This is a genomic window from Paraburkholderia sp. Ac-20340, from assembly GCF_017104965.1.
Classification (GTDB): Bacteria; Pseudomonadota; Gammaproteobacteria; order Burkholderiales; family Burkholderiaceae; genus Paraburkholderia.
Genome location: NZ_JAAGPR010000052.1, coordinates 1 through 13085 on the forward strand (window position 1 = coordinate 1; position 13085 = coordinate 13085).

Here is a 13085-nt window from a genome sequence, read left to right on the forward strand (position 1 = left end):
TTCGAGCAATACAATGAGCGCCACCCGCACAAAGCACTGAAATACCGCTCGCCTCGCGAGTTCAGGCGCGCTGCGGTCTCATCAACCTAGCAGTGTCCGAATGTCCTGGGTTGCAGGGGCAACTACACGGGCCGTGACAACTAGCCCATTGAACCAATGAGATTGACCCGCGCGGAATCCCAGCCGCGCTGATGTGGAACCACGATGCAGCGCGCGGCTAGCCAGGGTGCACCGCCCACGGCTATGACTGGATACTCTCCTGAATTCAACCTGCCTGAAAAATGATGAATCGTCCGATGCCTACGGCGACAACGATCAGTGTCTTCGATATGTTCAAGATCGGCATTGGCCAAGCCAAACAGGTGAGATCCTGCTGCTCCTATCACGTTGACGGAGGTGGTAGTTTGCAACGATCCGTGCCTGAATAAAGTGTTTCGTCTGTCGTAGTCGTCAGACTACGGACATTGTCCGATCGCAACGGCATGCGGCCTTTTTACCAGCGATCGCTGAGCATCATTCGCTCGGAACAGTTTGCCGGCGCGGCCAATTCGGCCATTGCGATATTGGGACGGCATGTGGTTTGGTGATGGCGCCCGCAGAGATCCTTCGCGAAGCGCGAAGGCGACTTGCCCAAATGTCGCTACCTACGCTACTCGCACGCACATAAAATTGATCGCAATACCTTGAGGCGCGGGCCTCCCTTTCAGGCGTCTGTCGCCTGACGCCCCGAGTGTCTTGCTATCTAACAGCGTGCGCAGCGCGATGGCGTGAAGCGGCGCAGACGATAGGTACGTCCCTCTCTCTTCGAAAGTGAGCAGGAACCCTGTTGTGCACTCAAGAGGCAAGTGCCCAAACTCCTTTGTACGTCCATTTTCGGTGGAGTTGGTCCTATGACAAGCCAGACGTCCATATCCGGCGTGGTGCCCGCGCGCATCGGCCTGCAACCTGAAGTTGCAGAGCATCCTTCCCGATCGTCAAACGGCAGTACCTTTGAGGCGCTGAACGCACAGGTGCATGCGAATACATACGATTGGATGTCGTACCACGCACCATTCGAGTATGTCGACTGGTGAGTGTGCGGCTCTATGTTCGTCACCTCGCCAGCGCCGAAGCGATAGCTCTAATTCTGCCCCGTCCTTATTCCCAGCATTTGCATGGCTACTTCGAGTCAACGTCAAATCCCGGCCTATATACCTGGTTACGGGGAGGTGAGTCCATACTCAGGCCCGTCACTAACGCCTGCCTGGGTTGAGCGACGACCGTGTCCGATCCGTCCAGTGAGAGACGGCGGGTCGAAAGTGCTACCAGATGTCGAGTCTTCACTCGATGCCTGCGACCTGAAAAGCGGTGACACGATTTCGTTTCATCATCATCTCCGGAACGGTGACGGGGTCCTGAATCAGGTCCTTGCTGCGGCAGCGAGAAAAGGCATCCGCAATTTGACCGTTGCGGCCAGCTCGTTGTTTCCTGTTCATGCGCCGCTCGTCGACCATATGCGCAGCGGCGTTGTGTCGCGAATCTATACATCCTACATGTCGGGGCCGGTGGCAGAGTTTGTCTCGTCTGGCGAGTTCCCAACGCCTGTGGTGTTTCAGACCCACGGTGGCCGGGCACGTGCGATCGAGTCCGGTGATCTGCCAATCGACGTGGCGTTCGTGGCGGCGCCGACTGCCGATGAGTACGGGAATCTCAACGGTGTCGACGGCCCCGCCGCGTGTGGGACCCTTGGCTACGCGGTGGTGGACGCGCAGCATGCACACCGTGTTGTCGCAGTAACGGACCACCTGCAGCCCTATCCTCTATGTCCTATCGACATCCATCAAGACCACGTCGATTTTGTTGTCGCTGTGGACTCAATTGGGGATCCCACAGGGATTCTCTCGGGCACGACCAAGCCTACATGTGATCCCGTCGGATTGAGGATCGCCGAGACCGCCTCGAGGTTGATTGAAGCCTCTGGTCTGCTCAAGGATGGCTTTTCGTTTCAGACCGGTGCAGGTGGAGTGTCGATTGCGGTCGCGCAGTACGTGAAGGTCTTGATGGAGCGAGACAGGATACAAGGTGGTTTCGCGGCCGGTGGCGTGACAGGTGAACTGGTCGACATGCTTGAGAGAGGACTATTTCGAACGCTATTCGACGTCCAGTGCTTCGATCTGCGTGCCGTGGAATCGTATCGGTCGAACCGTCGGCACCAGGCGATGTCTGCGTCGCTGTACGCGAATCCGCACTGCCGGGGAGCCATGGTCAATCGATTGGACGTCATGGTCCTTGGTGCCTCCGAGGTCGACCTTGATTTCAACGTCAACGTGACGACAGGCGCCGACGGCTCCATACTTGGAGGTTCAGGAGGTCATTCTGATACGGCAGCGGGCTCGAAGCTGGCGATCGTGACGACTCGGCTCGCCTCGAGGGTCGGTCCGAAGATCGTTGGCCGGGTCGGTTGTCTCACCACTCCGGGAGAGACGGTGGACGCGGTTGTGACGGAGATCGGCGCCGCAGTGAATTCGCAACGCTCTGATTTACTGCAACTCTTCCAGCGCGCAGGGGTCAAGGTTATGAGCATCAACGAACTGTGCGATGCAGCGCGTGCGCTCACCGACACCGCACCGCCACCACGTCGCGACGGTCGCATCGTCGGGGTCGTGGAGTACCGCGACGGCAACGTCATTGACGTCATACGCTCTTGACGCTGAGGTCGAGCGACGTCATTTCTATCGCGTGGCCGGCGAAGCATTCAGTGCGCTCGTTGGCCGGGCGTAACTGCGGATATGGCCGTCTGCCCCCTATTGATAGCTATGATCCGAACCGGGAAACACTCCTTCCTTCACCTCTCGCACGAATTTTTCTAGACCGGCGAGGATGCTCGACTCGCCCTCCATGAAGTCCTTAACGAAGCGAGGGCGTTTCCCTGGGGAGATGCCGAGCATGTCGTGAAGCACGAGAACCTGACCAGAACAGTAAGGCCCCGCGCCGATGCCTATTGTAGGGATGCTGAGTTGACCGGTGACCTCTGCGGCGAGGTGTGAGGGAATTGCCTCAATTACGAGGAGTTGAGCTCCGGCAGCTTCACACGCAGCCGCATCGTTCAAGAGGACGGTTGCGGATGCTGCAGATTTCCCCTGCACCTTGAAGCCTCCGAATGCATGCACTGACTGTGGCGTCAGCCCAATGTGTGCGCAAACGGGTATTCCTCGCTCAACGAGGAATCGTATCGTTGACGACAACCAGTGCCCGCCTTCGATTTTGACCATACTTGCGCCCGCACGCATCAGTTCGACGGCCGCATCGTAGGTTTGTTCGACGGAGCCGAGGCAACCAAAAGGAATATCGGAGATGACCATTGCCCGCCGCACACCGCGCGTAACTGCGGCCGTATGGTAGGCGATGTCGGCCACGCTTACGGGTAAGGTTGTCGTGTGCCCCTGAACGACGTTGCCGAGTGAGTCGCCGATGAACGCGATATCTACTCCAGCACGATCCATCAAGGCTGCAAACGTGGCGTCATAGCACGTCAGCATTGCAATTTTTTCATCCGCTTCCCGCATGCTTTGCAACCGGGTGACGGTAACCTGCGGATGTGCTGGGTCGTGGAGATACTGCATTGATGAGAGTCCCTGGCTATTCGACAAGCGCCGAATTTTAAGTCGCTGACGAGGGGGGCGGTATTCTAAATATGCGAATGAGGTTTCGCATTGTTTAGACAAGCCGCAAAAAAAGGCACACGCAGCAAACTCGAGTTTGCTACGTGTGCAAACGCCTCTCGAAGGCAGACTGGAGCTTAGGTTTTCGGTTCTGGTTGCAAACCTTAGAACGTATGTCGTAAGCCGACAACCGCAATTGCCTGGGAAGAGCTACCCGAATTGATGTCGAACGAGCCGACGACTGCTTCCGCGGCGCCGAGACCATTCTCACCGGAAGCGTGCGTGTAGCCGGCGATTGCGTAGACGTCCGTGCGTTTACTCAGGTTGTAGTCGGCGCCTAGGCTGAACATGTTGTATTTGGCCGAGGAGTCGCCGCTGGTCTTCGTATAGTTGTAGCCGGCTCCGAGCGAGAAAGTCGGCAGCACTTGCCAGATGCCGAACACGGAGGCGTTCTGATATTTCTGCGACGTCGAGAACGACGACATGGCATCGGGGTTGTACTGGGTGAAGCTATAAGCTGCCCCGAGCGTTACGCTGGAAATGACGTATTGTCCCGCGACGCGCGCACTGTTCACCGAGCGCGCCGAGGAGTACGCGCTGTTCACTGCACTATTGAAAAGCGAGTCGGCTGACCCAGACGGCCGGGTCGTCAGTCGTGCGTTCCCGTAGTCGATGTGCATGTAGCCGGCGGCGGCGCTGAACGAACCGCTACTGTATCCAGCGGAGGCACTGTACGTTTGACCGGAACCGACCGAGCCAGCAAGTCCACCAAACGCGTACAGTGCCTCGAGAGTGACCCCACCCCAGGACGGGCTTACCCATTTGACGGCGTTATTGATGCGAATGCTGTTGTCATAGTTGTCGAAGTCACCCGGCGGGGCGAAGATTGCGCCGAAGTAATTGTCACCAGTCAGTGGCTGTACCTGGTCCACGATAGGGTCATACTGACGTCCGAGGGTCACGGTGCCGAACTTGTCGCTACTGATGCCGACGAATGCCTGGCGCCCAAACAGCCGGTTGTTCTGGCCGAGCGTGCCGTTCGTCGGGTCGAACCCGTTCTCGAGTTGGAACACGGTCTTGAGGCCACCACCGAGGTCCTCGCTACCCTTGAGACCCCATCGTGACCCGGCGAGGCTCCCCGACATTGTTGTGATTTGGGTGCTGTGTCCGCCGGAGTTGTGAACATAGGCCAGGCCCGTATCGATGATGCCGTACAACGTCACCGAACTCTGGGCGTGTGCAGCCGAGCTGATAGCGACGATGCACAGAGCGGACGACTGAAGTGCAATTTTCTTCACGACTCGAATCTCCAAACTGATTGTTGAATTTGTTTATTGATTTGCGTACGGGCTCGCGCTCGCCAGAGTCGGAGTTCCGACGAGCGCGACGTTAGCTACTAGACTTCGAGGCTGATGTCACGACGCATGACACGCGTGAGAACGAGGTAGTACACGACGCCGACGCAGAACCAGCCGATTCCCAGTTCCCAGGTAGCCGCGCCCATCGAATACAAGACGTAACCGAGGATGCAGAAGCCGATTGCAGGCGAAACCAGATGCTTGAAGAGTGCGCGTGAGTGCTTGCGGCCGATGTAATGCACGACAACCGTGACGTGGAGAATCATGAAACCCGTGAGCGCGCCGAAGTTGACGAAGTTCGTGAGCGTGTCGAGGTGGTCAAGGAAGCCCAGCGAAATTGCCAGCGAGACGATTGCAACGAGTACTAGAGCAACGTTCGGCGTCTTGTACTTCGGATGCACAGAGGCGAGGAGCGACGGCATCTTGCGGTCGCGGGCCATCGAGTAGAGGAGACGGGCGATTGCTGCTTGCGACACGATGGAGCACGACAAGCCGAAGGTGATGGCCGTCGACCAGGCGGTGAGCAAGGCAAGAGGTTTGCCGCCCGCGAGTTCGGCAATCTCGTAGAAGGCGGTGTCGGCCGATTTAAACTTCATGCCGTTCGCGAGGTCACCGGCAATCCAGGTTTGCGCGACGAAGAGGCCGCCGGCGAGAAGGAGTGCCGCGATAGTCGCATTGCCGACGGTCTTTTTGCTATCGCCCTTCACCTCTTCCGCGAGCGTGGAAATCGCGTCGAATCCGAGGAAGGACAGGGCGCAAACGGATACCGCAGAGAAGATGAGCTCGCTCTTGAAGACTTCCGGCTGGAAGAGCGGGTTCAGCGTGAGGCGGCCAGCGCCGACGCCGTGGTAGAGCGCATACAGGCCAACCGCGGCAAAGATGGCGAGAACCAGCATCTGTGCATACATGAAGAACTTGTTGACCGCTGCGGTCGCCTGAACGCCGAAGTAGTTCGTCGCAGTGCCGACTCCAAGGAATACGACGACCCACACCCAGCGAGGCACGAGCGGAAAGAGCTGCGAAAGTGCCGCCGCTGCGACTACGTAGGTCAGCGCTGGAATGAGGAGATAGTCCAGGATAAGCATCCAGCCGGCGATAAAGCCCGCCGTATCGCCGATACCACGTTGTGCGTATGCGTACGCAGAACCGGCGATGGGGAAGTCTGCGGAGAGCACCTTGTAACTGAGCGCGGTGAAGAACATCGCGACCATGCCAATGATGTAGGCGAGGGGGACCATCCCGCCCGAGGCATCGGAAACGTAGCCGTAAATTGCGAACGGCGCGATGGGAATCATGAAGACGATGCCGTATATCACGAGGTCGGCGAACGTCAGGCTACGCTTTAGCTCTTGCTTGTAGCCGAAAGAATCAGTGGACATGGTGCAATTCCTTCCTAGATAGCGACGGAGTCGGAGAATTTGCGGAGACGGTCGGATTTAGACCGGCGCGATAGCAAAGACACGGGCGGGAAAGCCAGTGGCACCGCCGATTTTCGGGAAGGCCACCACCACGAGCGCGCCGACCTCGGGGACTTCGCTGAGATTTGCGAGCAGCTCGATTTGGTAGCGGTCCTTGGACAGGACGAGACCTTCGAGCGAGAAGTCCGAGCGCGACGTCGCAGAGCCTGGGTCCGTATCGAGCGTCTCGTGGCCGCACGCGGTCGCCGCGCGCTCGTCGAAGAGGTAGTCAATGACTTCGCGGCTCCAACCCGGCGTGTGTGATATGCCCGCAGCGTCGCTGTTGACCATGCTGGCGTGGTCCGGCCAACGCTTGGACCAATCCGTGCGAAGCGCGACGAACGCACCGCGAGGAATGGCACCGTGTCTTTGCTCCCAGTCGATGACGTCATCCATCGACACGGTGTAGTCGGGATTCGCTGCGACCTTCGCGTGGATGTCGAGAACCACGAGAGGAAGTAGCTGTTCCCTCACTCCAAGTTGGTCGAGTGGGCGCAGGCCGCCGTGGAAGTGGGAGGGCGGGTCAACGTGCGTGCCCCATTGCCCGACGTGCGTGAAGACATGCGCCTGGAAGCCGTGCTGGTCGAGATTGAAGAGCGCATCGCGGCTCATCTTGGTGAAGCCCGACCAGAGCGGCGTCGTTTCGTCTGCGGTGTGCGTGAGGTCGACCCAGCGGCCGGTTTTCAGAATTTCGTGAAGTGTCCACAGTGGGTTATTTCCCAGCAATGCGAGCACTTCTGTAGCAGTGGTATGTCCCATCGATGTCTCCGAGAGTTCAGTTGTAAAAACGCGTCGTGAGTCCTTGAAGACTCTGCCCTGTATATGTATTTAAATAGGAATACTTATGAACATGTCGTCATGTCGTGTGTCTATTTCCTCGTGTTCCGGCGCGGGTCGAGTGCTTCAACTGCCGACTCGCAAGAACACCAGCGTCACACGTGCCCTGTCTGAATTCACACTGCCGGTTGGCTTTCAGATTGCCGACGCCGCGGTTGCTGATCCAGTGGACTGGAAGTTAGTCGATGGGTACAAAGAGCGTCAATGCTACAAAATGCATTTCAACGGTTTGAAATTCGCGATGGCCGACGCGTGAAAACGACGTCCGTTCTATGTCAAAAGAGGCTACCGGAATACCATTAATTGCCTGTACAAATCAGACAGAGGCTTGTAAGGTCGCGCGGCGAAGATGCGTAGAGCATTTAAGCCCTCGCTTAAACCGGCGTATGAAGCATGCGCGGCCTCCGGGGTTAGTGGTGCCTGGTTGACAGCGCCTTTTGAGTGTGCTTCGATTCAGAAACGGGGCGTGTTTGTACAGTGCCGCATAGGAATGGCGTCATGAGGCAATTGAACGACTGGGTAAGATATGCGGACTTCTATCGGAAGTCTCCGTATTCGATCTTCCCGCAAGAACATCGCGACTCCCCTGGTCGCCTCAACTTCCACATGATTACGGTGGAGCAGGGCGACCACGAATTCGTGGACCCGAGCGTTCCTGAAACGGTGGTCGCGCTGCCGCTCGCCGCTTCGCCGGACAACACATGGTCTTGGGATATGGGGAGCGGTTGGCACAGCGATGCTGCCGCGCCGGGCCGCATGCTCGTCTTGCCCGCGGATAACGCCAGTCGCTGGAAGGTCAGAGGGAACCGTCGCCTACTGTTGCTGACCATTCCTTCCTCGACCGTTCGCCGAATCCTCGGCCCGACCGCCCCCGACGGTTTGACCGAAGCGTTTTTGCCACTTGCTCAGGCGACATGGGAAGACGAATTTATTGCTCAGTTGATGACGCGCTTGTGGGAAGCATCAGCGCGGGGGCATGCGACCGACCGATTGCTTGTCGACGGGGCGGTGACCACGGTCGTTGCCCATCTCCTGCAACGCGCTGGTTCACTCGACCGGCCGGAGAAGTACGTCGCACTTCCGCCTTGGAGGCTCAAGCGTATCGTCGAGTATGCTGACTCGTGTTTGCATGAGGAAATCGACATAGTGACACTCGCCGAGATGGCCGGGCTGAGCGTCCGCCACTTTTCACGCGCTTTCAAGGAGGAGGTAGGGGAGACGCCGCATCGCTGGCTAATGGCGCAACGGGCCGAACGCGCGATGTCGATGCTGAAGGCGGGGAATATGCCGCTTGCCGAAATCGCTAGCGCATGCGGGTTTGCCAGCCAGAGTCACTTCACCCGGGTCTTTCGGCAAGTCACCGGCGAAACGCCGCGGCGCTGGTTCCACTCGACAAAGTGGGAATGAGTGTCCTCGTCCTATGCAGCGCGTTTGGACCACGCTCCCACGGACGCGACGATGTGCTCATGCATGGCCTTTGCGGCGGGAGCCAGAGCCTCCCGGCTCAAGGACGCGAGAGCGATCGCTCGGCTTTCAGCGGGATAGAACGGGAAGACCTGGACCGAGCTTTGGTAGTGATGCAGGGCTAGCTGGGGCATTACGGCGACGCCCAACCCACTCTCCACAATCGCGATAATCGCGGCGTCGTCGATTGCCCGTGCGCTTGATTTGACCGAAATCTTGTGGCTTGCCAGCAACTGCTGCGTTTCCTTGCCATACCCTTCGCCTTGCAGAACGACATTGTGTTCTGCCAACTCTTCGACAGTCATGTACGCCGCGCTTTTCGGCGCAAAGCCCGGTGGGGCGATGCAGACAAGTGGGTCAGCATAGAGCGGCGTCACATCCAGCCCAGGCGCCGCAGGCAAAGTAATGAAGCCCAAATCGACCTGGCTCTTCGCTATCCATTCGGCGACGTCGTCGTAGCCCCCCTGCTCAATGATGACGTCGATTTTGGGGTAGAGGTCGGCAAACGAGCGAATGATATTCGGAAGCCACGCGACGCTGACGCTGCTGAATGCGCCAATGCGGACGGTACCAGCTTCAAGCCCCAGAAGCTTTGACGCCTGTTGCCCCAACTTCTCATTGCTCTGCAGGACTTCCCGCACGGTCGGCAAGAGCGCTTCGCCTCCGGCGGTTAAACGCACGCCACTGCGGTTGCGCATGAAGAGCGTAAAGCCAAGTTCCTGCTCGAACGAAGCCAGGGCATGGCTCACCGCAGATGGCGAAAGGTTCAGCTGATGGGCCGCAGCCGCAAAGGTGCCCCGTTCGGCGATGGCGACGAAAACCTCGTAGGCGTTCAGTGACACGGGAAACCTTTACATGAAATATTTGCACTCATAGATGCAATAAATCGAATCATTGCATGCCCCCGTCATGTCATCCAGCCCCCCTGATTCGACGCGCTTCCTTCGTGGTTCTGGATGCCGAGGGCGTTTCCATACGAGACGCAGATTAGGGTTTGTCTGTAGCTGTCCGTTAGATGAATAATTTGCATCTAAAGGTAAATATAAATCTCTTTTTCCGTGGTGTCGACTTCCCTACCATCTCGTCATGGCAGATGAGTTTCAGCCACTGCTGTGCCGGTGGCCGCTGGCCAAAACGCGGTGTCGCGTAGTTGTCGGCGGCAGGACGATGGAAAGAGAGGAAGAAGAGTGAACGCAAATAGTGAAAACGCCACCTACGACTACGTGATCGTAGGCGCTGGCTCGGCCGGTTCGGTTCTCGCCGCCCGTTTGTCTGAGGACCCAAGTGTGAAGGTCTGTGTCCTCGAGGCTGGTCGCAGTGACCTGCGCCCTTACGTTCGCATTCCCTCTGGCTTCGTCAAAACGCTCACCCAACCGGAGATTACCTGGCAATTCAAAACGGAGCCTTCAGAGGGCAGCGGCGGCCGCAAGATCTCGACGACTCAGGGTCGCGTCATCGGCGGCTCCAGCTCCATCAATGGCATGATGATTGTGCGCGGGCAGCCGGGCGACTTCGACCACTGGGCGTCCCTCGGGAATCGCGGTTGGGGCTACGACGATGTGCTGCCGTACTTCGCGCGTTCGGAACGGTACACGGGAAATGGAAACGGTAGCGTCCGCGGTCGTACGGGTGAAATTCCCGTCACGCCCATGGACTGGTTTCACCCGGTTTCAGAAACGTTTATCGAGGCGGCCGTAGCTGCGGGCCACAAGCGGAACCCCGACTACAACTCGGGCGACCAGGAAGGTGTCGGCTATTTCCAGCGCACCATTGAAAATGGTTTCCGGGTCAGCGCGTCAGTCGCATTTCTGGCGCCCGCGCTCAAGCGCGGCAATGTCGAGTTGATTTCGGGTGTCCGCGCGAAGCGCATCCTTTTCAACGGGAAGCGAGCTGTCGGCGTCGCATTCGTGCACAGCGAAGGTGGCGAAGAGTCGGTGGTGCGTGCGCGCCGCGAGGTTATCGTGTCCGCCGGCACCGCGAACACCGCGCGACTGCTACAGATTTCCGGCGTCGGCCCCGCGAACCTGCTGCAGTCGCTCGGAGTACAAGTTGTGCATGCGCTGCCGGGCGTCGGCGAGAACCTTGGTGACCACTACTCCGCGCGCATGGTGATGCGTGCGAAGCCCGGCACCGTCACGCTGAACCAGATGGCGCGAGGCGTGAGTCTGGGCTGGCAAGTCATGCGTTGGCTCGTAAAGAAGCCCAGCGTACTCACACTTACGCCCTCCCAGGCGCACTTGTTCTGCAAGTCGGCGCCGAACGTTGAGACTCCGGACTTGCAGTGTGTGTTCGTGCCCGGAAGCTACCGGGAAGGCAAGCACTACGTGCTGGATGAGTACCCTGGCGTGACTGGTGGTTGGTGGCAACACCGTCCGCTGAGCCGTGGCTACGTACGTGCGCGTTCGACAAACGTGTTCGAAGACCCGGTGATTCAGCCGAACTATCTCGCGCATACGGTGGACCAGGAAGTCATGGTGGCGGGTATGAAAATCATCCGCGACCTGCTGCACTCACCGACGCTTTCGAAATATCTCGTTGAGGAAACCGTCCCCGGGACCAGCATTCGTACCGATGAGCAGATGCTCGATTTCTGCAGGGCTCACGGGTCGACCGGTTTCCACCTCGTCGGCACTGCGCGTATGGGCCCGAAGGGCGACCCCATGTCTGTTGTCGACGATTCGCTGCGCGTGCATGGCCTCGAAGGCCTCCGTGTAATTGACGCATCAGTCATGCCGGCAATTACTTCGGGGAATACCTACGCGGCAACGCTGATGATTGCCGAAAAGGGTGCTGACCTTGTCCGCGGCCTGCGCGCATAAGCCGAATCAACTCAATCTTTTTGCAGGAGACGGCCATGGCCGCACAGAATCTTGACGCACATTTGTTCATTGACGGTCGCTGGGAAGAAGGGAAGTCGGGCTCGCAGCCCAATATAGACCCCGGCACCGGCGACGCAATCGGACTTGTCACCCTTGCTGATGTAACTCAGGTGCAAGCCGCACTCGACGCAGCGCAACGCGCATTTCCCGCTTGGAGCGCGCTGACCGGTCAAGCTCGTGGCGCCATCCTCAAGAAAGCGTCAGCACTGCTTGCCGAGCGCCTGGAAGAGGTCGCCGCCGGACTGCTGCTGGAGTCGGGCAAGACGAAAGCGGATGCAACTGGCGAGCTTCGTCGTACCGTCGAGACGCTTGCTTGGAATGGCGAAGAAGCCAGCCGTATCAGCGGCAAGGTTCATCAGGGCATCGTCGCCGGCAGCACGCGCTTGTCGGTGCCGACGCCTCTCGGTGTCGTCGTCGCAATCACCCCGTGGAATTTCCCCGCAGTGCTCGTCGGCCGCAAGCTCGGTGCGGCCTTGGCCGCGGGGTGCACGGTGGTGCTCAAAGCGTCGGAATTCACGCCGTACAGCGCGCGTGCCATCGTGCAGACGCTGGTCGACGCAGGTTTGCCGGATGGCGTTGTAAACCTCGTCTACGGTGACCCGGCTGCAGTGAGCGAACAGCTGCTTGCATCGCCTGTCGTGAAGGCTGTGTCCTTTACGGGCTCGACGCAAGTCGGAAAGCGTCTGGCAGCCCTCGCAGCGCCGAACCTGATTCGACCGATTTTCGAACTCGGCGGGCACGCTCCGGTCATCGTCTGGAGCGACGCAGACATCGAAAAGGTCATTCAGGTGACTGCGCCTGCCAAGTTCGGCTCGGCTGGGCAGTCGTGTGTAGCGCCGACGCGCTATCTCGCACACCATTCGGTTCATGACGCACTCGTCGAGGCCCTCGCGGCAAAAGCGCAGACCTACAAGCTTGGTCACGGCAACGAAGAGGGCACGACGCTGGGCTCCGTTGCGCATGCTGGCCGCGTGGCATCGTTCCTTCAGCTGGTTGACGATGCAGTCGCCAAGGGCGCTGTAATCCGCACTGGCGGAAAGAAAGTTGACCGTCGCGGCTTTTTCGTCGAACCGACCGTCCTCTCGTCCGTGACGAGCGACGCGGAGATTCTGGTCGAAGAGCCATTCGGGCCGGTCGCAACCGTTCAATCCATCAACTCGGTGGACGAAGCCATCCAGTTGGCGAATGCCGGCCCGTACGCCTTCGCAGCGTATGTATTTACCGATTCCATCGCCGTGCGCGACAAGCTCGTGGCAGGTCTCAATGCCTCGAATATCGGTGTGAACCAGACGGCTCCGTCGCTGCCTGACGTAGCGCTTGGAGGCCTCGGAAACAGCGGTTACGGATACGAAGGCGGGACCGAAGGCGTACTCGCGTACATGCATCTTCGCTTGGTCAGCCAGTCGGCGGCCTAAGAAGCTACGGCGCATTCACAACTCTTTCGACGGT

11 protein-coding genes are annotated in these 13085 nt (G+C 58.9%); 6 read left to right on the plus strand and 5 right to left on the minus strand.

The features are described 5' to 3' along the window. Positions 1-890 precede the first annotated feature (890 nt). Positions 891-1073, plus strand: coding sequence for a hypothetical protein (locus tag G3N59_RS34870; protein ID WP_205987461.1), 183 nt, complete (start codon positions 891-893; stop codon positions 1071-1073). A 225-nt stretch (positions 1074-1298) separates the two neighbouring features. Further along, positions 1299-2687 (plus strand): citrate lyase subunit alpha, encoded by a 1389-nt coding sequence (gene citF, locus G3N59_RS34875; RefSeq protein ID WP_346777980.1) that lies wholly within the window; start codon positions 1299-1301, stop codon positions 2685-2687. Positions 2688-2783: 96 nt separating this feature from the next. Here citF and panB read toward each other — a convergent pair whose 3' ends face one another. From panB to G3N59_RS34895, 4 genes are all read right to left on the minus strand, one after another. Then, positions 2784-3602 carry a 3-methyl-2-oxobutanoate hydroxymethyltransferase gene (gene panB, locus G3N59_RS34880; protein ID WP_205987465.1) on the minus strand — a complete coding sequence of 273 codons (819 nt, stop codon included), beginning with the start codon at positions 3600-3602 and terminating at the stop codon, positions 2784-2786. A 203-nt stretch (positions 3603-3805) separates the two neighbouring features. Continuing rightward, entirely contained in the window at positions 3806-4939 is a 1134-nt protein-coding gene (locus G3N59_RS34885) for a porin (RefSeq protein ID WP_205987466.1), read from the minus strand. 98 nt (positions 4940-5037) lie between these two features. Then, on the minus strand, positions 5038-6378 hold the full coding sequence (locus G3N59_RS34890; protein WP_205987467.1) for an APC family permease: 1341 nt from the start codon (positions 6376-6378) through the stop codon (positions 5038-5040). A 57-nt stretch (positions 6379-6435) separates the two neighbouring features. Continuing rightward, positions 6436-7215, minus strand: coding sequence for a cyclase family protein (locus G3N59_RS34895; RefSeq protein WP_205987468.1), 780 nt, complete (start codon positions 7213-7215; stop codon positions 6436-6438). A 139-nt stretch (positions 7216-7354) separates the two neighbouring features. On the opposite strand from G3N59_RS34895, the gene G3N59_RS34900 reads away from it, so the two are divergent. Continuing rightward, a complete protein-coding gene (locus tag G3N59_RS34900) occupies positions 7355-7549 on the plus strand; it encodes a hypothetical protein (protein ID WP_205987469.1) in 195 nt (64 codons plus the stop codon). A gap of 242 nt (positions 7550-7791) precedes the next feature. After that, positions 7792-8700 carry an AraC family transcriptional regulator gene (locus G3N59_RS34905; RefSeq protein WP_205987471.1) on the plus strand — a complete coding sequence of 303 codons (909 nt, stop codon included), beginning with the start codon at positions 7792-7794 and terminating at the stop codon, positions 8698-8700. A gap of 11 nt (positions 8701-8711) precedes the next feature. Here the strand turns inward: G3N59_RS34905 and G3N59_RS34910 are convergent, their stop codons facing one another. Then, positions 8712-9599 carry a LysR family transcriptional regulator gene (locus tag G3N59_RS34910; protein WP_205987473.1) on the minus strand — a complete coding sequence of 296 codons (888 nt, stop codon included), beginning with the start codon at positions 9597-9599 and terminating at the stop codon, positions 8712-8714. A gap of 345 nt (positions 9600-9944) precedes the next feature. Here G3N59_RS34910 and G3N59_RS34915 point away from each other — a divergent pair, with 345 nt between their 5' ends. Both G3N59_RS34915 and G3N59_RS34920 read left to right on the plus strand, forming a co-directional pair. Next, on the plus strand, positions 9945-11576 hold the full coding sequence (locus G3N59_RS34915; protein ID WP_205987474.1) for a GMC family oxidoreductase N-terminal domain-containing protein: 1632 nt from the start codon (positions 9945-9947) through the stop codon (positions 11574-11576). Between the two features lie 35 nt (positions 11577-11611). Continuing rightward, positions 11612-13051 carry an aldehyde dehydrogenase family protein gene (locus G3N59_RS34920; protein ID WP_205987475.1) on the plus strand — a complete coding sequence of 480 codons (1440 nt, stop codon included), beginning with the start codon at positions 11612-11614 and terminating at the stop codon, positions 13049-13051. Positions 13052-13085 lie beyond the last annotated feature (34 nt).